The following is a 23,010-nucleotide window of genomic DNA, read 5'->3' on the forward strand; positions in this document are numbered from 1 at the left end:
ATCGCGATGGCGAACCGGGTGACGGTGTCCTCACCGACCGAGACGCTCGAGCTCGACCTCGAGAGGTGCAACGGGTACGGCAACTGTGTCTTCGCGGCGCCCGACATGTTCGAGCTGGACCTGGTCTCCAACCTGGCCGTCCTGCTCAGGGAGGACTGGTCCGACGACGAGCGGGCGACGATGGCGGCAGCGGTCGCGGACTGCCCGGCCGCCGCTCTGCGACTCGTCCCGCGCGAGGCCTGAATGCTGTCGGCCACCGCTCCCGACCGCACCGTCGTCATCGTCGGCGCATCGGTCGCAGGCACTCGGTGCGCGATGGGATTGCGAGACGCCGGTTTCGCCGGCCGCGTCGTGCTCCTGGAGCCCGACGAGGGAGAACCGTACGACAAGCCGCAGCTGTCGAAGCGCTTGGGCGATGACCATCGGCTGGAACTGCTCGCCACGGAATCCGCGCTGCGCGAGCGCGCTGTCGACTTCCGACCCGGCGTGGTCGCAACCGGCCTGGACCTCGCCGGTCGGTGGGTGGAGACCTCCCACGGCCGTGTCGCGTTCGACGACCTGGTCATCGCGACGGGCTGCCGGCCCCGGGAAGTGCCGTACCCGCTGCCCGTCGGCGCCGGTTACGTACGCACCCGGTCCGACTGGGTGCGGCTGCGGGATGCGGTGGGCCGCGGCGGCCGCCTGCTCGTGCTGGGCGGTGGCTTCCTCGGGCTGGAGACGGCGGCCGCCGCGGCGGCGCGGGGAATGACGGTGACCGTCGTCGATGTAGCGCCGCGGATCCTCACCCGCGGCATCCCCGCGAGCGCCGCAGCGCGCATCGCCGACGAACACGTCGGTGGGGGAGTGAGGTTCCGGCTGGGCACGACGGACCCGGTCCTCGAGCCCCGAGCGGGGGGTGGCGTGCGCATGGGGGACCTGGAAGGAGACTGGGCCGTCGTCTCGATCGGCGCCGTCCCCAACGTCGAGTGGCTGGCGGACTCCGGGCTGACGATCGACGACGGTGTGGTCTGCGATGACAACCTGGTCGCCGCTCACGGCGTCTGGGCGGTCGGCGACGTCGCACGCTGGGACAACCCCCGGTATGGGCGGCTGGAGCGGCACGAGCACTGGACGACGGCTGTACGGCACGGCCAGCACGTGGCGCGGTCCATCGCCTCCGGCGCTCCGTCACCGGTGAGCGAGGTGCCCTACGTCTGGTCGGACCAGTTCGACTGGAGGATTCAAACCGTAGGCAGGGCGGCGACCGACGAGGTCCACTTCACCTCCGGGGCCGACCAGCACGTCGTGCTCAGCGTGGAGGACGGCCTGGTCACCGGCGTGACCACGATCAATTCTCAAGGACGGTGCCTGCGGGCCAGGCAGCTGCTGCAGGTCGTAGACCCCACCCTCGACGCGGTCGTCGAGAGGCTCGGCCTCGCGGCCTTCGCGCAGACCGGGTGACGACACCGGGCCTGACACAGGTGCAGGTCCCACACGACCAGCTGACATCCACGGAGAGGACGAAGGTGCAGGAAATCGATTACACCAATCTGGGCCCGGTTCGAGGCGCCCGGATCGCCGTCATCGGCAGCCACGGCGGGATCGGCGCCGCTCTGACGGAGGGGGCGCAGCGGGCGGGCGCCGACGTCATCGCCTTCGATACCGCACAGGCGATCGCCGAGCGTGGCGAGATGGACGACATCGTCACACGGGAGATCGACGTCCTCGACGCCGCGTCCATCACCGCCGCGGCGGCGTTCGCGCGGGACCGCTGGGGCGAAGTCGACGCGGTCGTGTATGTGAGCGGCATCGGTGACCGGGACACGCCGACCCTGGAGTACACGGTCGAGCGCTGGGATCGGGTCCACGCGGTGAACCTACGCGGGGCGTTTCTGGCCGCGCAGGCCTTCGTTCCGTTGATCGCGAAGGGTTCCGGAACACTCGTGTTCATCGGCTCCGGAGTCGGGAATCAGCCGCCGCCCAGGCTCGCGGCGTACAGCGCGTCGAAGGCGGGTCTCGTCGCGATGGCGAAGTCGCTGGCGAAGGAGCTCGCCCCCGACATCCGCGTGAACGTGATCGCGCCCGGCATCGTCGAGACGGCGTTCATGGCCGGCGGGACCGGGCAGGGCAACGATGTTCGGAGCATCTCCGGCGAGAGCTGGTTCGGTGGTGCAGAGGCGTACCGGAAGCGGATGGCGATGATCCCGCAAGGCCGGTTCGGCAATCCCGACGATGTCGCGGCCCCGACGTTGTTCCTCCTCGGACCAGGCGCCCGTTTCATCACAGGTCAGACCATTCACGTCAACGGCGGCATCTACCTGCCGTGACAGCAGGCTCAACAGAGGAGCAACGATGGAAATCTTCAGGATGAAGGTCGGCGCGCAGTGGCGGAACTCCGCGTCAGGTGAGTGGATCGACTCGGAGAACCCTTACACCGGTGAAGTCTGGGCGCGTATTCCACGTGGAACGACCGCCGACGTCACGGACGCCGTCGAGGCCGCCGACGAGGCGGGTCGGGGGGAGTGGGGATCGCTCACCGCGACGCAGCGCGGCCGGCTGCTGTACCGCCTCGCGCAGCTCATCCGGGAGAAGGGTGGCCGACTGGCCGAGCTCGAGATCACCGACATCGGGCGGCGCCGCAGGGAGGCGCTCGGCGTGGTGGACCATCTCGCCGGTTACTTCGAGTACTACGCGGGCCTGGCGGACAAGGTCGAAGGCTCGGTCTCACCGTTCGACAAGCCGGGATTCTTCCATTACACCCGGTACGAGCCGATGGGGGTGGTCGCCTGCATCGTGCCGTGGAACGGCCCGCTGTTGCTGACGACCACCAAGATCGCGCCCGCGCTCGCCGCGGGCTGTGCGGTGGTGATCAAGCCGTCCGAGTTCGCCTCGACGTCCGTGCTTCACCTCGTCGAATTGGCCGATGAGGCGGGATTCCCGCCGGGCGTGATCAACGTCGTGACCGGCTACGGCTCCGAGATCGGGGACGCGCTGACGTCCCATCCCCTGGTCCGCAAGGTCGCGTTCACCGGCGGCCACGTGGGCGGTCACGCCGTCGCACGGTCCGCCGCCACAGGCTTCAAGCACGTCACTCTCGAGCTCGGCGGCAAGGCACCGAACATCGTCTTCGCGGACGCCGATCTGGACGCCGCGCTCGCCGGCGTGAGCATGGGCATCTTCAACACGTCCGGCCAGGCGTGTCTGGCCGGCTCACGACTACTGGTCGAGCGCTCGATCGCCGACGAGTTCGTGGCGAAGCTCGCGGACCAGATGCGCGATGCGAGGCTCGGCGACCCCGCCGACATGGACACCGACATCGGACCGATCGCCACCCGGCCGCAGTTCACCAGCGTTCTCGAGCGCATCGACGCGGCGAAGCGGGAGGGCGCGACCCCGGTCCTCGGCGGCAACCGCGTGGCACCGACCGGCGGAGAGAACGGCCTCTTCGTCGAGCCGACGATCTTCACGAACGTCACGAACGACATGCGGATCGCCCGCGAGGAGGTGTTCGGGCCGGTCCTCGTCGCCATCCCGTTCGACACCGACGACGAGGCCGTGGCGATCGCCAACGACACAGATTTCGGGCTCACTGCGGGGTTGTGGACGTCCAGCCTCGACCGCGCGCTCAACCTGCCCCCGCGCCTCGCCGCCGGCACCGTCTGGGTCAACACCTATCGCACCGTCAGCGTGATGGCGCCGTTCGGCGGCTTCAAGAATTCCGGAATCGGCCGGGAGAACGGGGTCGATGCGATCAAGGACTACCTCGAGCCGAAGAGCATCATCATCCGTCCCGGCGCGAGCGTCGCCTGAGCCGCGCCGCGTGAGCACGAGGGGACTTCGCATGAAGGTACTGATCGGTGGCGCGGGCATCGGCGGGCTCGCGCTTGCGCTGTCATTGCATCATCGCTTCGACGACATCGACATACAGCTCTACGACGCGGCCCCCGAGTTCCGGCCGCTCGGGCTCGGCATCAATCTCATGCCGCACGCGGTCCGAGTGCTCGCCGAGCTGGGGCTCCGAAGCCGGCTCGCACACGTGGCAGTGGAGGCGAAGGAGTTCGCCTTCTACACATCGAGGGGACAGCAGATTCACACAGAGGCCACCGGGATCGACGCCGGCTACGCCTACCCGCATTTCTCGATCCACCGGGGAGACCTGCATAGCGTCCTGCACCGCGCAGTGGTGGAGCGGATCGGCGCCGAGCGGGTGCACACGGGGCATCGGCTCGCGGACTTCGCGCAGGACGAGGCGGGGGTCGCCGCCCGGTTCGTCGACGCCGAGGGGCACACCGTTGCCATGGCGACGGGCGACGTCCTGATCGGTGCGGACGGATTGCATTCCGCAGTGCGGAAGGCGTTCTACCCGGACGAGGGGGAGCCTCTGTTCCACGGGATCAACATGTGGCGCGGCGTGACCAGGGGCGCGCCGTTCCTGTCGGGTGCCAGTGCCACCCGGGTCGGCGCGCTGCACCGGACCGGCAAGCTGGTGGTCTATCCGATCCGCGACGACATCGATGGCAACGGCACCCAGTTGATCAACTGGGTTGTGGAGGTCGTGACCGACGCCGCGTCACCCACGGATTGGAGTGCTCCGGGCCGACTCGAGGACTTCATCGACCTGTTCGCGGGGTGGAAGTTCGACTGGCTGGACGTCGAGCGACTCGTCCGGGATGCGGACATCATCCTGTCGTATCCGATGGCCGACCGCGACCCGGTCGACCGGTGGACCTTCGGGCGGGTGACCCTGCTCGGCGACGCCGCGCACCCCATGTACCCGCGCGGCGGAAACGGAGCGGCGCAGGCGATCCTCGACGCCGAGGCGCTCGCCGCCTGCCTGGCCACGACGTCCGACCCATTCACGGCCCTCGCCGAGTACGAGAGCGAGCGTCTGCCGATCGTCAACAAGATCGTCCTGACGAATCGCGAGACTCCGCCGGACGCCCTCATCGAAGAGGTCGAGCGCCGTACCGGCGGAGGCACTTTCGAGCGAATCGACGACGTCATCTCGACGGCGGAGATCGAGGCCTTCACCAAGGGGTACCAGGTGGTCGCCGGCTATGACCTGGAAACGGTGGCGAACAAGGGGCGCACGTGAGGTGGACCTCGAAGCCTCCTCCGGCGGCGGACGGGGTAGGGGCGTATGGCGCGGGCAGGGTGCGGATCGTGGTGCGTCAGTACACATCCCGCACATATCGCTTGTCCCGCTTCAGCTGCGCGACGTACTCGTCGGCGTCCTCGGGACCCTGCCCACGCGCCTGCTCCACGACGCGGCGCAGGGCCGCGTCGACGTCCTTCGCCATGCGCGTCGCGTCGCCACACACGTAGAAGTGTGCGCCGTCCTGGAGCCAGGCGTACAGCTGCGCGCCCTGTGCCAGCATCCGTGTCTGCACGTACACCTTCTCGGCCTGGTCACGCGAGAACGCCAGGTCGAGCCGGTGCAGCACACCGCGTTTCGTGAACGCGTCGAGCTCGTCCTCGTAGATGAAGTCGCTCGCGCGGTGCTGGTCGCCGAAGAACAGCCAGTTCCGGCCCGTCGCGCCGCTCTCCGCACGCTCGTGCAGGAACGCGCGGAACGGCGCGATGCCGGTGCCGGGGCCCACCATGATCACCGGCCGGTCACCGTCGGCGGGCACCCGGAACGCGGCGTTGGGCTGCAGGAAGATCCCGACGTGCGGAGCGTCGTCGGCCCGGTCGGCGAGGAACGTCGAGCACACCCCGCCATGCTCCCGTGGCGCCTCGCCGTGGCCCTCGTCGTGCCGCACCGCCGCCACCGTCAGGTGGATGCGGTCGGGGCTGGCCAGCGGCGACGACGAGATCGAGTACGCGCGCGGCTGCAGCGGCCGCAGCAGCCCGGTGAGTTCGTCGGCGGTGAAGCCGCAGCCCGGGCTCGCGCGCAGCAGGTCCAGCGCGTCGCGGCCCCACAGGTACGCGTCCAGGGTCTCGCGCTCGCCGCGCGCCAGGACGGCGGCCAGATCGGATCCCGGGTCGCGCTCGGCGATCGCCTGCATCAGGTCCTTCGACGGTGTCGAGATCTCCCAGTGCGTCTCGAGCCGCTCGCGCAGCGGGGCACCGTCGGATGGGGTGTCACCGTCGAGCCCGAGCGCCTCCAGCAGGTCGTCGACGAGCGCAGGAGCGTTGCGCGGCACCACGTTCAGGGCGTCGCCCGCCGCGTACCGGATACCGCTGTCGCCGAGGTCCAGCTCGAAGTGTCGGATCTCCTTGGCGCTGCCCGAACCCGACAGCACGCGGTTCGCGACCAGCCGAGACGGATACGGCGACTTGCGATTCCACTTCGGCCGCGCCGCCCGTGGCTTCGCGGGCGGGGCCGGGGCGACGACGGTGGCGGGACTCGCCCCCGGCAGCGCCGCCGGGGCCTCGGCGGCGAGATGCTCCGCGATGTCGGTGATCCAGGCGGAGGCCGGCTCATCGAACTCGACGTCGCAGTCGACGCGCGGGATGATGCGGGTCGCGCCCAGTTGCTCAAGCCGGGTGTCGATCAGCCGGCCCGCCTGGCAGAAGCCCTCGTAGCCGCTGTCGCCCAGCGCGAGTACGGCGTACCGCAGCTCCTCGAGTCGTCCGGCCGTCTCGGCAGAGAGTGCCTCCCAGAACAGTTCGGCGTTGTCGGGCATCTCACCCTCGCCGTACGTCGAGGTGACCACCAGGACGTGGCCGGCGGCGGCCAGCGACTCGGGCGTCACATCGTCGAGTGGCGCGAGTGCGGCACCGAGACCTGCGTCCCGGAGAGCCCCGGCCAGGCGCTCGGCGAGTTCCTCGCTGTTGCCGGTCTGCGTGCCGAACAACACGGTGGCGGTGAGTGTCGCCACCGGGGCGGCGTTCTCGTCCTGGGCGCGCACGGCCTGCAGCCCGGCCAGGAAGCCGGCGAGCCACGCCTGCTGGTCGCGGCTGAACGGTGCGCCGCGATCGGGGGCCCGACGGGTCGGCGCACCGGGAAGGGGCGGCAACGCGGGTGCGGTGGTCACGAGAGAGCCTCCTCGACTGCGGTGGGGGCGATCTTGGCGAGGTCGCCGAGTGCGGCCTGCACCAGGATCGAGTCGAACCGGGCGTGGTCGAGCACGGAGTCGTTCCGCGTGCGCTGGTACAGGATCCAGCCGTACGTGCCCAGCGCGTCCATTCCCAGTACGTTCCGCTCGGTCAGCGACGTGCAGTAGTCGGCGAGCCGCTTGGCCGCGATCTGGGCCGCCAGCTCGGAGTCGTCGTAGTGCTCGAGCCGCGGGCGGATGTATTTGATCAGCCGCTGCGTGACTGCGAAATCCTCGGTGAGCAACAGCTTCCGGGCCGTCTCGTCGATCGCGCCCGGGGTGCGTTCGGCCGCGATCTCGCGGGCGATCGCCAGCACGGTGAACGACGACAGCAGGGCGAACGCGGTGGTGGAGCCGCCCGCGCCCATGACCGGCTCGCCGAGCGCCGGGACCGCGCCGGCCGCCACCGGCCGGTCGTCGCGCAGGTCCAGCTTGAAGGTGCGCAGCCGGTGCGCGGCAACGGCCCTCGCGAGCTCGTCGAGCAGATCCTTGCGGCCCTTGGCCGCGAGGATCGCGTCGGCGTCCTGGTACAGCAGCAGCGCGCGCGGCATGCCGACGGAGAATCGGGTGCGGGCGGTCTCCCACTCGTCCAGCAGCTGCGCCGCGAGCGGCGAGCCGGTGGCCTCGAGGTGCCAACCCAGCATCGTGCGGACCGCCTCCTCGTGGAACATCGGAAGGTCCGTTCCGCCGTCGTCGCCGACCAACGGGTGCACGATCAGCGAGTCACTCGCCTCCGCCGCAAGGGTTCCCGCGGGATCGTACTGGTATACGAAGCCGCCGCTCATTCCGTTGCCGAGGCCCTTGCCGTACTCGCCCAGGTTGAGCACCGAGCCGCCGGTCATGTACTCGCAGCAGTACTCGCCTACCCCCTCGACCACCGCCGTGGCGCCCGAGTTCCGTACCGCGAACCGGTCGCCCGCCTCGCCCTCCACGAATGTGCGGCCGCCGGTGGCGCCGAACAATGCGAAGTTGCCGACCAGCACGTTCCCACCGGCGTCGGATGCTCCTCCGCCGGGCGAGCGCACCACGACCCGGCCGCCGCACTGGCTCTTGCCGACACCGTCGTTGGCGGTCCCGGTGTGCAACAGGGTGATCCCGTCGACCAGGAAGGCGCCGTACGACTGCCCGGCGGTGCCGGACGTCTCGATCCGCAGGGCACCGTCGGCGAGGTAGCGGCGCCCGCGCTCGTTGGTGAGCACCGCCGGGTGCTCCCCGACCTCGTCGGTGTGGTTGAGCATCCGCTCGATGTCGATCGACAGCTGCCCGCCCACCGACTTGTTGCGGTTGCTCAGCGGGGTTACCGGGATCGTGATCGATTCGGCGGGATCCGCGGTTTCGGAAAGCCATTCGGTGACCGTGGTGAGCAGCGCGTCGTCGACGGAGTAGTCCTTCTCCAGGTACACCGGGTCGGTGACCGTCTTGCGCGGGACGCGGGTGAGCATCGCGCGCAGGTCGAGTCGGCCGACCGCGGACGGGTGCTCGAGCAGCTGCAGCAGGTCGGTCCGCCCGCGCGCTTCGCGCAGCGACCGCATACCCAGCCCGGCGAGAATGGAGCGGACGTCGTGTGCGATGTTCATCAGATACTGCGCCAGCGCGCGCGGATCCCCGTCGAACACCTCGGGATTCGTGGTCAGGCCGGCCGGGCACTTGATATTGCAGTTCTTGGCCATGACGCACTTGAGCATCATCAGCGCCGTGGTGCCGAACTCGAAGCTGTCGCCGCCCAGCAGGGCCGATTTCACGACATCGCCGCCGGTCTGGTGTGCCCCGGAGCAGCGCAGGATCACCTTGCTCCGCAGGCCGTTCGCGACCAGCGCCTGGTGCACCTCGGCGATCCCGAGCTCGGCCGACCGGCCGGCGTACTTGAGGCTGGTGACTGCGGCGGCGCCGGTGCCGCCGGTATTACCGGCCACGTTGATCACGTCGGCGCCGGCCTTGGCCACGCCCACGGCGATCGTGCCGATGCCCTCCGACGATACGAGCTTCACGACCACCCGGACGCGCGCGGCCTTGCAGTCGTGGATCAGCTGCGCCAGGTCCTCGATCGAGTAGGTGTCGTGATGCGGTGGGGGAGAGATGAGCTCGATACCCGGGGTGCCGCCGCGCGCCGCCGCGATGTCGACGGTGACCTTGGGTGCGGGCAGCTGCCCGCCCTCGCCCGGCTTGGCGCCCTGGCCGATCTTGATCTCGAGCTCCTCGAGCATGGGATCGGCGAGGTAGCCGGCCCAGATGCCGAATCGGCCCGACGCGAACTGCTTGATCCGCGAGCCGCGGATGGTCCCGTAGCGGGAGCGGTGTTCGCCGCCCTCGCCGCAGTTGGACATGCCGCCGGCCATGTTGGTGCCGTGCGCGACCGCCTCGTGCGCCGCCGCGACCAGCGCGCCGTGGCTCATGGCACCCGATGCGAGCGCGGCAGTGATCTCGTGCGCCGGCTGGACCTGCTCGAGCGGGATGCTGGGCGGCGCCGAGCCGAGCAGATTCAAGTAGACCAGGGCGCGACCGCGGACCTTGACGGTGAGCGGTTCGCCGGCGATCAGGCCGTCGGCGCCTGCAGCGGCCACGACCTCGCCCGGGAACGTGCCGTCGAGGTATGCGGCGAAACCGGCGTAGGCGTCGGCGGCCTCGCCGCCGCCGTCGGGGGCGTTGAGCAGCCGGATGCGGAACATGTCGCCCGCGAGCCGCTCGACCTCGATGCCGCGCGCCAGCAGGCTGCCGTTGCCGGTCAACGAGAACCGTGCCAACTCGCGGGTGAACTCCTCCGCGGAGGTGAGCATCGTGATGTCGGCGGGCAGTGCGAGCACGTCGCGCAGCGCCGACGGGCGGCGGGACCGCTCGAGCAGCGTCGCGGCCAGGAACTCGCGGTAGCCGGGGGTGATCTCGAATGCGTCGATCTGCTCGGGCGTGAGCGCCTCGAATCCCGTGTGCCGGTACGAGTCGTCGGTCAGGCCGAAGGCGTCGTCGAGGCCGGCGAGCGTGAGCAGGCGCAGCGGCTCGGCCGCGGGCGTGCCCCCGCCCACCTCGATCGGCTCCTCCGTCATCCCCGCGAAGCCGCGCACCGCGCTGATGCCGTAGGAGTGCCCGGCACCGTCGGACCGCTCCTTGAACAGGCCCAGCAGCGGCAGCTGCTGCTCGGTCTCGACGTCGCGCGCGCGTGCGTGCCACTCGCTGGCGGCCTGCGCGATCCGCGCGAAGCCGACGCCGCCGACGGGGGCGTCGAGGTGCGGGAAACATCGGGCCAGCACGGGATCCCGGGTATCGAGGTAGTTGGGCTCGAAGAACTGGCCGCCGATGTAGCTCTCCACTGTGCACAGGCCCACCCGGCCCATGGTCTTGGCGAGCGACTTCTCGGCCGCCTTGCGGAAGCGGTCGAAAGCGCGGTCGGTGTCGGTGATCTCGCCGGCCGGTACCGCTGGGCTGGGGAAACGCTCCTCGGCGCGGAGCCGGGCGGTGAGGCTGTAGACAGCGGACGCACCGAAGCCGAGGGCCGACGCGATGTGGTGCGACGACGGCAGCTGTCCGGACTCGGCGACGAGCGAGACCCGCAGCCGCAGGCCGGTCGCCGTGAGCCGCGTGTCCACCGCCGCGATCGCGAGCAATAGGGGCAGCGGTGCCTTCTCGCGCGAGACGCCGCGGTCGGTGAGGACGGCGATCCCGCCCGTGGTGCGGGCGAACTCCTCCACCGCGTCGCACAACCGGTCCACCGCATCCAGCACGGCGTCGGCGTTGTCGGCCGCGTCGCCCACCGCGTAGCCTTCCGGCGCGTCGTATTCGGCGCCCGCGCCGCTCGCCGGTCGGTACAGCGTGTCGAAGTGTCGCAGCGGCACGACCGTCTGGCGGCGCAGCTTGATCATGTCCAGGTGGCCCAGGATCGGGGAGTCCAGCACGATCTGCCGACCCTGCTTGGAGCCCAGCACCACACGCATGCTCATGGCGTCGGCCTCGCGGATGGAGTCCAGCGGCGGGTTGGTGACCTGGGCGAAGCGCTGCGAGAAGTACTTCGCCATACCGCCTTCGGTATCGGACAACGCGTTGATGGCGTTGCCGTAGCCCATCGCGGAGATCCGCTCGGCGCCGTCCGCGAGCATCGGATCGAGCAGGAACCGGAAGCTCTCCTGGTTCATCGAGTACGCCACGTACCGGCCGTGCAGGCTGAGGTCGCCCGGATAGCCGAGCGTGCCCGTGCCGCGCTGGATGTCGGGGGCCGGGATGTCGCTGAGCCGCACTCGTGCAGACTTCAGCAATTCTGCGTAGTCTCGTTGCGCGGCAAGGGTATCCAGTGCCTCACCGGTGCGGACCACGCGTCCGTCGCCGGTCCGGTGGTCGAGGTAGAGCATGCCCCCGGCCTCGATCCGGCCGCGCCGGGTCACCGTCTCGTCCGGGAACGGCACCTGCCCCGCCTCGGACGCCACCACGAGGTACTCGTCGGTCTCGACCGTGCGCAGCGGGCGCAGCCCCAGTCGGTCCAGGCGGGCTCCCACCACGTCACCGTCCGAGAAGATCACCGCAGCCGGACCGTCGTTCTTCTCCTCGTACAGGGAGAAGTACTCGAACATGTCCCGCACCGCCGGCGGCAGCGTGGCGTCGTTCTCCCACGCCGGCGGCATCAGCGAGACCACCGCCTCCACGATGTCCAGGCCGTCGTCGAACACGCGGCTCTGCAGCGTCTGGTCGAGGCGGCTCGAGTCGGACTGGCCAGGCGGGCGGACGATGGTGCGCGAGCGCGCGCGGGCGAGCGCATCGTCGGACAGCCGGTTCTTGCGGTCCGTGTTCAACTCGCCGTTGTGGGCCATCATGCGGAACGGCTGCGCCATCGACGGATGCGGTTCGGTGTTCGTGGAGAACCGGGTGTGGAAGTACAGGGTGCGCACCGAGTGCCGGGGGTCCCGCAGGTCCGTGAAGTACCGCACCACCTCGTCGGCGTTGAGCCGTCCCTTGAGCACCTGCGTCCGCGCCGAGACGGAGAGCGGGTACAGGCCCTTCAGCTCCACAGAACCGTATGCTGCGCGCTCGATGTCGAGCAGCGCGGCGTTCGCGGCCCGGTCGACCTCCGCTCTGTCGAACCCGGCCCCGTCGCCCTCGGCGAAGTCGAAGACCCACTGCGCGATCGGCAGCTGGTACGGCAGGGCTGCAGGCCGCACGGCGCCCTCGTCGACGGGGACATCGCGCTCGAGCACCACCTCGAAGCCGTTGCGCTCCAGGCACCGTCGCACCAGGCGGCGCGCGACCGGGTGCTGCGCGGGGTCGGTCGGGAGGAACAGGTTGGCCACCCCGAACCCACCGGGCACCAGCTCACGGCCCGTCAGGTGTCGGAAGAACTCGACGGACAGGTCGACGGAGACGCCGGCACCGTCGCCGACGCCCTCCGCCGACATCCCGCCCCGGTGCGGGATCGCGCACAGCGCCAGTTCGCCGAGCTCGATCACCTCGTGCCGTTGCCGGCCGTCGCGACGCGTGACGAAACCGACGCCGCAGGCGCTCGACTCTCGGGCCGGGTCGTACAGGCCGAGGTGGGGAGAGTTCATCGAGGCTCCAAACCGGTTCCGGGCCCGGGTGACCGGGCCGTGGCAAGGCGCAAGCGGATCCGCGCCATCCGATTATGGTAAGGCTAACCTCACTATCAGCTGGTCGGCGGGTCGCCGGGTGCCGGGCTGGTGCCGGTCACTCACGATGTGTACCACCGCCACGCTGGGTCCGCACCTCGACGCGGGCTCACCACACGTCGCGCATGTACCGGTGGTCCCGCTTGAGCTGCTTGACATAAGCGCTCGCGGCCTCGGTGTCCATCGCGCCCTGCTGGACGACGATGCGGTGCAGCGCCGCGTCCACGTCGTGCGCCATGCGCGTCGCGTCGCCGCACACGTAGAGACACGCCCCGGCCGACAGCCACTCCCACAGCTCGGCGGCGTTCTCCGCCATCCGTGCCTGCACGTACAGCTTCTCGATGGTGTCCCGCGAGAAGGCGAGGTCGAGCCGGTCCAACACGCCCGACGCCTGGAATCCGGCGAGCTCCTCCTCGTACAGGTAGTCGGTGGCGCGATGCCGGTCTCCGAAGAACAACCAGTTGCGGCCCGTCGCGCCGCGCGCGGCCCGCTCGTGCAGGAAGCCGCGGAACGGGGCGATGCCGGTGCCCGGGCCCACCATGATCACCGGCCGGTCGTCCTCGGGCAGCCGGAAGGCCTTGTTGGCCTGCAGGAAGACCCCGACGGTGTCGCCCACGTCGACCCGGTCGGCGAGGTACGTCGAGCACACGCCGCCGTGCACGCGCGGTCCCGCCGGCCCCGCGCCCCGCACCCGGTCGGCCGCGTCGCGACCTCCCACGCCGCCGCCGTAGCGCACCGTCGCCACCGTCAGGTGCACCTGAGTGGGCATGGCGAGCGGGCTGGAGCTGATCGAGTACGCGCGCGGCTGCAGCGGTCGGAACACCTTCGGCAGCTCGGCGGCCTCGAAACCGACCCCGGGGCTCAGGTGCAGTAGGTCGAGGATGTCGCGGCCCCAGAGGTAATGCGACATCGCGTGCTTGTCGCCGCGGCCGTGCACCGCCGCGAGCTCGCTGCTCGGGTCGCGCTCCCACAGCGCCTTGAGCAGCGGTCGGTGCGGCGTCGAGATCTCCCAGTCGTGGGTCAGGCGCTCCCGCAGCGGCGCGCCGTCGACGTCCGTGTCACCGTCGAAGCCCAGCGCGCCCAGCAGTGCCTCCACCAGCCCCGGCTGATTGATCGGGCACACCGCGAGGGCGTCGCCCGGCGCGTACTCGATCCCGCTGTCGCCCAGGTCCAGCTCGTAGTGTCGGATCTCCTTGCCGCTGCCCTTGCGGGACAGCAGGCGGTCGGCCAGCAGCCGGGCGGGGTACGGCGAGCGCTTGCTCCAGCGCGGCTGGGCGAGCCTGGACGCGGTCGAGCCTGTCTGCGTTGACACGGTGGGTGACACCTCTGCTTCGCTGTTCGTCGGTACTAGCCGCTAGCCGTCGGTTCCGAACCAGGGTAGGACGCGCGCGGCGCGGCACCTACCGGTCGTACCACCCGCGCGCCACGAACTGCGTGACCGCCACGAGTGCGATCGGTGAATTCGCCAGCAGCGCGACCAGCACGAACAGCTGCATCACGGCGGCCACGAACGGTGCGGCGCCGCCCAGCACCATGCCCACGAACGCCCCGGGGATGGTCACCAGCCCCACCGTGCGCGTCTGGTCGAGTGCGGGGATCAGCGCCGTGGCAGCGCCCGGCCGGCACACCTCGAGCCGGATGAACACCGGCTCCAGGCCCAGTGCCAGCCCGGCCTCCACCTCGCCGATGCGGGTGGTCAGCTCGTGCCGCGCGCGCTGCCCGGCCAGCGAAGCGGTGGTCATCGCCCCGCCCATGATGATCCCGACGGTCGGGATGATCGCGATTCCCTTGGCGGGCACCACGGCGGCGAGAACGAGGACCACGACGAGCGTGTTGGCCGGGACGGCGACGGCGGCCCAGGTCAGCGCCATGGTCCGCGGGGTCGGCCGGCCGCGCAGGATGCGGCCGGTGGCCGTCCATGCCGCCGCCAGGGACATCAGCAGCAGGAACGCGGCCGTGAACCACAGATCGTCCACGATGTACGTCAGCGCCGCACCCAGCGCCGTGAGCTGCACCGTAGCCCGCAGCGACGCCCACGCGACCTGCCGCGCGTGGCCCGTCCGGCCCAGCCACGCGACGCTCGTGGCCGCGAGCGCGAGCAGCACCAGTGCGACCGCCAGGGCGGGCCCCAGGCGCAGCAGCTCGCCCGCGGACGTCGATGTCACCGGGCCAATCTAGCCTGCGTGTTCCATGTCTATGAGCCCGTGTGAGCATTGAATAAGGTAAGGCTGACAGAACCCGATCTCGTTTTCTTCGCGAGCTGATTGGATTTGGCGTTATACCGGCTTGATCCTTATCGTTTGAGCACAGCCAACGACGCCTGCGGTGGCCCACTCATGTCACCAGGCATGTTTTGACGTACCCGCCGCGAGGCGCTGCTGCGAAAGCAGGTTCACGATGAGCCGATTCACACCCCCCGGCCCCCAGGGGCTCTACCACCCTGCTCACGAACACGATGCGTGCGGTGTCGCGTTCGTCGTGGACATGCACGGCCGGAAGAGCCGAGACATCGTGGACAAGGCCATTCAGGCCCTGGTGAACCTCGAGCACCGAGGAGCGGCGGGCGCCGAGCCCAATACGGGTGACGGCGCAGGCATCCTGATCCAGGTACCCGACGCGTTCTTCCGCGCCGTCGTCGATTTCGACCTGCCCGAGCCCGGCTCCTATGCCACCGGCATCGCCTTCCTCCCGCAGGGCGCCGCCGCCGCCGCCGCAGCGGCGAAGGGTGTCGAGGAGATCGTGGCCGAGGAGGGCCTGCGGGTCCTCGGCTGGCGCGAGCAGCCCACCGACGACTCGTCGCTGGGAGCGCTCGCCCGCGACGCCATGCCCACGCTGCGACAGGTCTTCATCGCGGGCGAGGACGAGTCCGGCGCCGCCCTGGCGGGTATGGACCTCGAGCGGCGCGCGTTCGTGATCCGCAAGCGCGTCGAGCGTGAGCTGGGTACCGACGGTGCCGGCGCCGGCGCCGAGGGCTCCGAGACGGTGTACTTCCCGTCGCTGAGCGGGCAGACGTTCGTCTACAAGGGCATGCTCACCACGCCCCAGCTACGTGGCTTCTTCCTCGACCTGCAGGACTCGCGGGTCACCTCCGCGCTGGGCCTGGTGCACTCGCGGTTCTCCACCAACACGTTCCCGTCGTGGCCGCTGGCGCACCCCTACCGGCGCGTCGCCCACAACGGCGAGATCAACACCGTCAACGGCAACGAGAACTGGATGCGCGCGCGTGAGGCGCTGCTCGATCCGTCGGTGTTCGGCGCGGACGCGGCCGAGAAGATCTACCCGATCTGTACCAAGGGCGGATCCGACACGGCCCGGTTCGACGAGGTGCTCGAGCTGCTGCACCTGGGCGGCCGGCCGCTGCCGCACGCCGTGCTGATGATGATCCCCGAGGCGTGGGAGCGCAATCACGACATGGACCCCGCCCGGCGGGCGTTCTACGAGTACCACGCGAGCCTGATGGAGCCGTGGGACGGCCCGGCCGCGGTGTGCTTTACCGACGGCACCGTGATCGGTGCGGTGCTCGACCGCAACGGTCTGCGGCCGTCGCGGATCTGGGTGACGAAGGACGGCCTCGCCGTCCTCGGTTCCGAGGTCGGCATCCTGGACATCCCGCACAGCGAGGTCGTCTACAAGACCCGCCTGCAGCCCGGTCGCATGTTCCTGGTGGATACCGCGCAGGGCCGCATCGTCTCCGACGACGAGATCAAGGCCGACCTGGCCGCGGCCGAGCCGTACCAGGAGTGGCTGGACGAGGGCCTGCTGCAGCTGTCTGAGCTGCCCGATCGGCCGCGCCCGGTGATGCCGCACGACCGGGTCACCGAACGGCAGCAGATCTTCGGCTACACCACCGAGGAACTGAACATCCTGCTCACGCCGATGGCGAAGACCGGCGCCGAGGCGATCGGCTCCATGGGCACCGACACCCCCGTCGCCGTGCTGTCCCTGCGCCCGCGGCTGCTGTTCGACTACTTCCAGCAGCTCTTCGCGCAGGTCACCAACCCGCCGTTGGACGCCATCCGCGAGGAGATCGTCACCAGCCTCGGGGCCACCATCGGCAGCGAGTCCGACCTGCTGCACCCCTCGGCCGTGAGCTGTCGGCGGATCAAGCTGGATCAGCCGATCCTCAACAACGACGAGCTGATCAAGCTGGTCAAGGTCAACGACGACGGCAACCTGCCCGAGTTCCGCTCGGTGGTCATCCCGGGCCTGTACCCGGTCGCCGAGGGCGGCCAGGGCCTGGCCGACGCGCTCGACACCGTCCGCACCCAGGTCTCCGAGGCCATCGCCGGCGGCGCCCGCCTGATCATCCTGTCCGACCGCAACTCGGACCGGCTGCTCGCGCCCATCCCGTCGCTGCTGCTCACCTCGGCGGTGCACCAACACCTGGTGCGCGAGAAGACCCGCACGCAGGTCGGCCTCATCATCGAGTCCGGCGACGCTCGCGAGGTGCACCACATGGCGTTGCTGGTCGGCCTCGGCGCCGCCGCCGTCAACCCGTACATGGCGTTCGCCACCGTCGAGGACATGGTGGTGCGTGGCGAGCTGCCCGGCATCTCCCGCGAGAAGGCCGTCGCCAACTACGTCAAGGCCGCCGGCAAGGGCGTGCTCAAGGTGATGTCCAAGATGGGCATCTCGACGCTCGCCTCGTACACGGGTGCGCAGCTGTTCCAGGTGATCGGCCTGTCGCAGGAGCTGTGCGACGAGTACTTCACCGGCATGCAGAGCCAGCTCGGCGGCGTCGGCCTCGACGAGATCGCCGCCGACGTGGCCGCACGCCACGGCCGCGCCCTGCTGCAGCGCCCCGAGGAGCTCGCGCACCGCGAGCTCGAGGTGGGCGGTGAGTACCAGTGGCGCCGCGAGGGCGAGTACCACCTGTTCAATCCGGAGACGGTGTTCAGGCTGCAGCACTCGACCCGCACGGGCCAGTACAAGGTGTTCAAGGAGTACACCAGCCTGGTCAACGACCAGACGAAGAAGCTGGCGTCCCTGCGCGGCCTGTTCGAGATCGTGCCCGACCGCCCGCCCGTCCCGCTCGACGAGGTCGAGCCCGCGTCCGAGATCGTCAAGCGCTTCTCGACCGGCGCCATGAGCTACGGCTCGATCTCGGCGGAGGCACACGAGACCCTCGCGATCGCGATGAACCGCCTCGGCGGCCGCTCCAACTCGGGGGAGGGCGGCGAGGACTCGCGGCGCTTCTACCCCGACGAGAACGGCGACTTCCGGCGGTCCTCGATCAAGCAGGTCGCGTCCGGCCGGTTCGGCGTGACCTCGCACTACCTCAGTAACTGCACCGACATCCAGATCAAGATGGCGCAGGGCGCGAAGCCCGGTGAGGGCGGCCAGCTGCCGCCGCACAAGGTGTACCCGTGGGTCGCCGAGGTGCGCGGCTCGACGCCCGGCGTCGGCCTGATCTCGCCGCCGCCCCACCACGACATCTATTCGATCGAGGATCTCGCGCAGCTGATCCACGACCTCAAGAACGCCAACCCGCAGGCCCGCATCCATGTGAAGCTGGTCTCCGAGATCGGTGTCGGCACGGTCGCGGCGGGTGTCTCCAAGGCGCACGCCGACGTCGTGCTCATCTCGGGCTACGACGGTGGCACCGGCGCGACCCCGCTCACGTCGGTCAAGCACGCAGGCGCCCCGTGGGAGCTGGGCCTCGCGGAGACGCAGCAGACGCTGCTGCTCAACGGCCTGCGGGATCGCATCGTCGTGCAGGTCGACGGCCAGCTCAAGACGGGCCGCGACGTCATCGTCGCCGCCCTGCTCGGCGGTGAGGAGTTCGGCTTCGCCACCGCGCCGCTGGTCGTGTCGGGCTGCATCATGATGCGGGTATGCCACCTCGACACCTGCCCGGTGGGCGTCGCGACGCAGAACCCGATGCTGCGCCGCCGGTTCTCGGGCAAGCCGGAGTTCGTGGAGAACTTCATGCTGTTCATCGCCGAGGAGGTCCGAGAGCTGCTCGCGCAGCTCGGCTTCCGCACGCTCGCCGAGGCTGTCGGGCAGTCGCAGGTGCTGAACACCGCGGCCGCGCTCGAGCACTGGAAGGGCGCGAAGGCCGGCAAGCTCGACCTGTCGCCGATCCTGGCCCAGGTGGACTCGCCGTTCATGAACCAGGACCTCTACTGTTCCGGTCGGCAGGACCACTCGCTGGACAAGGCGCTCGATCAGCAGCTGATCACGCAGGCCCGGGAGGCGCTCGACAACACCACCCCGGTGGCGTTCGAGTCGGCCATCACCAACGTCAACCGCACCGTCGGGACGATGCTCGGCCACGAGGTCACCAAGGCGTACGGCGCAGACGGGCTGCCCGAGGACACCATCTCGATCACCTTCCGCGGCAGCGCGGGCAACAGCTTCGGCGCGTTCGTGCCGAAGGGTATGACGCTCACGCTGTTCGGTGACGCCAACGACTTCGTGGGCAAGGGCCTCTCGGGCGGCCGCATCGTGGTCCGCCCGGCGGCCGACGCCCCCGAGGGCTTCGTCGCCGCCGAGAACATCATCGCGGGCAACGTGATCCTGTTCGGCGCGACCGCCGGCGAGGTGTTCATCCGCGGCCGCGTGGGCGAGCGGTTCGCGGTGCGCAACTCGGGCGCCACCGCCGTGGTCGAGGGCGTGGGCGACCACGGCTGCGAGTACATGACCGGCGGCCGGGTCGTGGTCCTCGGCACCACCGGACGCAACTTCGGTGCCGGGATGAGCGGCGGCGTCGCATACGTGTACGACCCGGGTGAGGACTTCGTCCGCGACCTCAACACCGAGCTGGTCGATCTCGAGTCGCTGGACGAGGCGGACAAGGAGTTCGTCCACAGCGTGGTGGAGAAGCACTACGACCTGACCGGCTCGGACGTCGCTGCGCACATCCTCGCGGACTGGCCGCGTGAGAGGCGACTGTTCGCGAAGGTCATGCCGCGCGACTACAAGCGGGTGCTCACCGCGATCGCCCGCGCAGAACTGGACGGCCGGAACGTCGACGACGCAGTGATGGAGGCCGCACGTGGCTGATTACCAGGGTTTCATCAAGCACACCTCGCGGGAGCTGCCCGTGCGGCGGCCCGTTCCGCTGCGTCTGCTGGACTGGAAGGAGGTGTACAAGCCGTTCGAGCGGCAGACCCTGCAGAAGCAGGCGTCGCGCTGCATGGACTGCGGTATCCCCTTCTGTCATAACGGTTGTCCGCTGGGGAACCTGATCCCCGAGTGGAACGACCTGGTCTACAAGGACCGCTGGCACGACGGGATCGAGCGGCTGCACGCCACCAACAACTTCCCGGAGTTCACCGGGCGGCTGTGCCCCGCACCGTGCGAGGCGTCCTGCGTCCTCGGTATCAACCAGGACCCGGTGACGATCAAGCAGGTCGAGGTGGAGCTGATCGACCGCGCCTTCGACGAGGGTTGGGTCTCACCGCAGCACCCGACCACCTTGACCGGCAAGAAGATCGCCGTCGTGGGATCCGGGCCGTCCGGCTTGGCCGCCGCCCAGCAGCTGACCCGCGGCGGGCACACCGTGACCGTCTTCGAGCGCGCCGACCGCATCGGCGGCCTGCTGCGTTACGGGATCCCCGAGTTCAAGATGGAGAAGCGGCACATCGACCGCCGCCTCGCCCAGATGAACGCGGAGGGCACCGTCTTCAAGACGGGCGTCAACGTCGGCGTCGACGTGACGGTGGAGCAGCTGCAGTCCGATTTCGACGCCGTGGTACTCGCGATGGGCTCCACCAAGGGGCGTGACCTGCCGGCTCCCGGCCGTGAGCTGGACGGCATCCACCAGGCCATGGAGTACCTGCCGTGGGCCAACCGCGTGCAGCTCGGCGACGATGTCACCGACGACGCGGGCCTGCCCCCGATCCACGCACGTGGCAAGCACGTCGTGATCATCGGCGGCGGGGACACCGGCGCCGACTGCCTGGGCACGGCGCTGCGGCAGGACGCCGCGTCGGTGCACCAGTTCGAGATCATGCCGATGCCCCCGAAGGCGCGCGCCGACTCGACGCCGTGGCCGCTGTACCCGCTGATGTACCGCGTGTCGTCCGCCCACGAGGAGGGCGGCGAGCGGGTCTACGCCGTGAACACCGAGGAGTTCGTCGGTGAGGACGGCCGGGTGACCTCACTGAAGGCGCATGAGGTGAAGTTCTCGGGCGGGAAGTTCGAGCGGGTGCCCGGTTCGGATTTCGAGCTGAAGGCCGACCTGGTGCTCCTGGCGATGGGCTTCGTGGGCCCCGAGCGGGGCGACCTGCTCGACAAGCTGGGCGTCGAGTACACCGACCGCGGCAACGTCAAGCGCGGCGACGACTTCCAGACGACGGTGCCGGGCGTGTTCGTGGCCGGCGATGCCGGGCGCGGCCAGTCGCTGATCGTGTGGGCCATCGCCGAGGGTCGGAGCGCCGCGGCGGCCGTGGACGAGTTCCTGATGGGCTACACGGCGCTGCCGGCGCCGATCGCGCCGACAGACGCGCCCCAGCGGTAGCGAGGTACGAGCGGACGTTGTTGGGCGGTCCGTCGATCACTTCAGCGTGGGGCGAGGACCTGCTGCGTCGCGATGGTGGTCGTGAGCGCCTTGCCGAGCGAGTCGCGGACCGTGGTCTGCACCACGATCACCTGCCTGCCCACCTTCACGGGTTCGGCTGTGGCCGTGAGTGTTCCGCCGGTCGCGGCGCGCAGGAAGTTGGTGGTGGACGCCGTCGTGGTGGTCGACGCTCCCGGCGGCAGGTTGAGCACCGCGAGCAGCGCGCCCGCGCAGTCCGCGAGGGTCATCAGCGCGCCGCCGTGCATCGCGCCGCCCGCGGTCGCGAGCTCGGGCCGATGGTCGAGCGTGCACACCACCCGGTCGGGGGTCGCCTCGGGCGCCGAGATGCCGAGGGTGGTCGCGAAGGGCATGAGCGCCGCGGGATCCGTCATGTCCGCAGTCTGCGCCACCGCTTCGCCTCAGGCGATTACGTCGGAGGTAATGGCGACGATTACCCGGCGGGGTTAGCGTCGACGCCATGACGACGGCGGAGGTGGGTGGGCTGCTGCGCAGGTGGCGGCACCGCAGGCACCTGAGCCAGCTGGAACTCGCGAGCCGGGCCGAGGTGAGCGGTAGGCACCTGAGCTTCGTCGAGACGGGGCGGGCTCGGCCCAGCGCCGAGCTGATCCTGCGGCTCGCGGAGCATCTCGACGTGCCGCTTCGCGAGCGCGACGGCCTGCTGCTCGCGGGCGGCTACGCGCCGCGGTATCAGCCGACACCGTCGGACTCCTCCGCTGTTCTCGCGTCGTTCCGCACGCTGCTCGACGCGCACATGCCGTACCCCGCGGTGCTGCTCGACCGGTACTGGGACCTGGTCGACGCGAACGCCGCCGTGGGGCCGCTGCTCGAGGGCTGCGCGCCGCACCTGCTCGAGCCGCCGGTCAACGTCGTGCGACTGAGCCTGCATCCGGACGGGCTGGCGCCGCGCATCGTCGGGCTCGGCGGCTGGCGTGCGCACCTGCTGCACCAGGTCGGTGCGCGCGCCGACCGCATCGCAGACGCGCGACTGACGGCCTTGCTCGATGAGTGTCGGGCGTTTCCGGGCGGCGATGCGGCGTCGGTGCCGTCGGGGCCGGTGGTGGAACTCGTGCTGCGCGGTGAGCCGGGGGAGCCGCCGCTGCGGCTGTTCAGCGTGGTCAGTGTGGTGCTGACGCCGAACGACGCCACCATCGACGACCTGCACCTCGAGACGTTGCTGCCCGCGGACCAGGCGACGCGGGCCCGGCTGGCGGCCGTCTCGACCTCGGTGGAATAGCGCCGGATCGGGGCGTGGACGCGATACGGGGGCGATCCCACCGAGGTTCGACAGTGGTCAGGGCCGGAACGGCAGACCCGCGGTGCGCGGTCCGACGAGACCCAGATATCGCGCGACCTCGGGCCGTCGCGGGCGGACACCCGCCGCGAACCGCACCGTGGTGGCCTGTTGCAACTGTGTCCTGCGCGACGAGAGCCAGGTGTTGCGGGTGGGGAACGTGTCGTACAGCGTGCGTGCACGGGGGGTGTCCGCGAGCACGAACCGCAGCTCCCGGATCCTGGAGGCGTTCGCCCGGATGTCCACGCCGTCGACGCGCGCGATCTCCCACCACTCCCACCGCCGCAGCGCGGGGTCTTTGATCCGCGGGAATGTGATGCCGGCCGGGTCGACGACCGCCAGCATCTCGCGGCGCCACACCCTGCGCGCGAGCGCCCACGTCGCCCATAGGACCAGTAGGCCGAGGGGGCCCACGAAGAGGTCGACGCCCAGCACATCCCCGGACGCGATCACCGCGGCCGCAGCCACCACGAAGAGCGTGCCCAACAGCGCGCACAGCACGATCAGCATGACGACGCCCGCCGACCGCGTGAACCGGATCTCCATGGGGACGACGGTAGAGATGAACGCTCGCGG

The 23,010-nt window shown here is 70.2% G+C and carries 14 protein-coding genes; 8 read left to right on the top strand and 6 right to left on the bottom strand.

What is annotated here, in order from left to right:
- Positions 1–6 precede the first annotated feature (6 nt).
- The 5 genes from ABD908_RS10990 to ABD908_RS11010 all read left to right on the top strand — a co-directional run bounded on the left by ABD908_RS10990 (position 7) and on the right by ABD908_RS11010 (position 5,074).
- A complete protein-coding gene (locus ABD908_RS10990) occupies positions 7–243 on the top strand; it encodes a ferredoxin (RefSeq protein ID WP_344995103.1) in 237 nt (78 codons plus the stop codon).
- Positions 244–1,440: an NAD(P)/FAD-dependent oxidoreductase gene (locus ABD908_RS10995; RefSeq protein ID WP_344995106.1), complete on the top strand. Its 1,197-nt coding sequence runs from the start codon at positions 244–246 to the stop codon at positions 1,438–1,440.
- A gap of 65 nt (positions 1,441–1,505) precedes the next feature.
- Complete coding sequence (locus ABD908_RS11000) at positions 1,506–2,306, top strand: SDR family NAD(P)-dependent oxidoreductase (protein WP_344995109.1); 801 nt, start codon at positions 1,506–1,508, stop codon at positions 2,304–2,306.
- 25 nt (positions 2,307–2,331) lie between these two features.
- Entirely contained in the window at positions 2,332–3,789 is a 1,458-nt protein-coding gene (locus tag ABD908_RS11005) for an aldehyde dehydrogenase (protein ID WP_344995112.1), read from the top strand.
- 31 nt (positions 3,790–3,820) lie between these two features.
- Positions 3,821–5,074, top strand: coding sequence for a flavin-dependent oxidoreductase (locus ABD908_RS11010; protein WP_344995114.1), 1,254 nt, complete (start codon positions 3,821–3,823; stop codon positions 5,072–5,074).
- Between the two features lie 76 nt (positions 5,075–5,150).
- Here ABD908_RS11010 and ABD908_RS11015 read toward each other — a convergent pair whose 3' ends face one another.
- The 4 genes from ABD908_RS11015 to ABD908_RS11030 form a co-directional block, all read right to left on the bottom strand.
- Positions 5,151–6,941 (bottom strand): sulfite reductase subunit alpha, encoded by a 1,791-nt coding sequence (locus ABD908_RS11015; protein WP_385924601.1) that lies wholly within the window; start codon positions 6,939–6,941, stop codon positions 5,151–5,153.
- 14 nt (positions 6,942–6,955) lie between these two features.
- Positions 6,956–12,541, bottom strand: a complete 5,586-nt coding sequence (locus ABD908_RS11020) for a glutamate synthase-related protein (RefSeq protein ID WP_344995117.1) — start codon at positions 12,539–12,541, stop codon at positions 6,956–6,958.
- A gap of 187 nt (positions 12,542–12,728) precedes the next feature.
- On the bottom strand, positions 12,729–13,931 hold the full coding sequence (locus ABD908_RS11025) for a diflavin oxidoreductase (protein ID WP_344995119.1): 1,203 nt from the start codon (positions 13,929–13,931) through the stop codon (positions 12,729–12,731).
- Between the two features lie 88 nt (positions 13,932–14,019).
- Positions 14,020–14,784 (bottom strand): ABC transporter permease, encoded by a 765-nt coding sequence (locus ABD908_RS11030; RefSeq protein ID WP_344995121.1) that lies wholly within the window; start codon positions 14,782–14,784, stop codon positions 14,020–14,022.
- A gap of 232 nt (positions 14,785–15,016) precedes the next feature.
- Here ABD908_RS11030 and gltB point away from each other — a divergent pair, with 232 nt between their 5' ends.
- Together gltB and ABD908_RS11040 are read left to right on the top strand one after the other, a co-directional pair.
- The gene (gene gltB / locus ABD908_RS11035) at positions 15,017–19,624 is read left to right on the top strand and encodes a glutamate synthase large subunit (RefSeq protein ID WP_344995123.1); all 4,608 of its coding nucleotides are present in this window, start codon (positions 15,017–15,019) and stop codon (positions 19,622–19,624) included.
- Entirely contained in the window at positions 19,617–21,083 is a 1,467-nt protein-coding gene (locus ABD908_RS11040) for a glutamate synthase subunit beta (RefSeq protein WP_344995126.1), read from the top strand. Before gltB ends, ABD908_RS11040 begins: the two co-directional genes overlap by 8 nt.
- A gap of 41 nt (positions 21,084–21,124) precedes the next feature.
- Here ABD908_RS11040 and ABD908_RS11045 read toward each other — a convergent pair whose 3' ends face one another.
- Complete coding sequence (locus ABD908_RS11045; RefSeq protein ID WP_344995128.1) at positions 21,125–21,514, bottom strand: PaaI family thioesterase; 390 nt, start codon at positions 21,512–21,514, stop codon at positions 21,125–21,127.
- Positions 21,515–21,600: 86 nt separating this feature from the next.
- Between ABD908_RS11045 and ABD908_RS11050 the strand changes: the two genes are divergently transcribed.
- Positions 21,601–22,377: a helix-turn-helix transcriptional regulator gene (locus ABD908_RS11050; protein ID WP_344995131.1), complete on the top strand. Its 777-nt coding sequence runs from the start codon at positions 21,601–21,603 to the stop codon at positions 22,375–22,377.
- A gap of 57 nt (positions 22,378–22,434) precedes the next feature.
- Here the strand turns inward: ABD908_RS11050 and ABD908_RS11055 are convergent, their stop codons facing one another.
- Positions 22,435–22,980 (bottom strand): hypothetical protein, encoded by a 546-nt coding sequence (locus ABD908_RS11055; RefSeq protein WP_344995134.1) that lies wholly within the window; start codon positions 22,978–22,980, stop codon positions 22,435–22,437.
- Positions 22,981–23,010 lie beyond the last annotated feature (30 nt).

Source organism: Tsukamurella soli (genome assembly GCF_039541155.1).
GTDB lineage: Bacteria > Actinomycetota > Actinomycetes > Mycobacteriales > Mycobacteriaceae > Tsukamurella > Tsukamurella soli.

Bases quoted from the DNA above. Each gene is read 5' to 3' on its own strand.
- ABD908_RS10990 (WP_344995103.1), top strand. From the start codon at position 7: ATGGCGAACCGGGTGACGGTGTCCTCACCGACCGAGACGCTCGAGCTC.
- ABD908_RS10995 (WP_344995106.1), top strand. From the start codon at position 244: ATGCTGTCGGCCACCGCTCCCGACCGCACCGTCGTCATCGTCGGCGCA.
- ABD908_RS11005 (WP_344995112.1), top strand. From the start codon at position 2,332: ATGGAAATCTTCAGGATGAAGGTCGGCGCGCAGTGGCGGAACTCCGCG.
- ABD908_RS11010 (WP_344995114.1), top strand. From the start codon at position 3,821: ATGAAGGTACTGATCGGTGGCGCGGGCATCGGCGGGCTCGCGCTTGCG.
- ABD908_RS11020 (WP_344995117.1), bottom strand. From the start codon at position 12,541: ATGAACTCTCCCCACCTCGGCCTGTACGACCCGGCCCGAGAGTCGAGC.
- gltB (WP_344995123.1), top strand. From the start codon at position 15,017: ATGAGCCGATTCACACCCCCCGGCCCCCAGGGGCTCTACCACCCTGCT.
- ABD908_RS11045 (WP_344995128.1), bottom strand. From the start codon at position 21,514: ATGACGGATCCCGCGGCGCTCATGCCCTTCGCGACCACCCTCGGCATC.
- ABD908_RS11050 (WP_344995131.1), top strand. From the start codon at position 21,601: ATGACGACGGCGGAGGTGGGTGGGCTGCTGCGCAGGTGGCGGCACCGC.
- ABD908_RS11055 (WP_344995134.1), bottom strand. From the start codon at position 22,980: ATGGAGATCCGGTTCACGCGGTCGGCGGGCGTCGTCATGCTGATCGTG.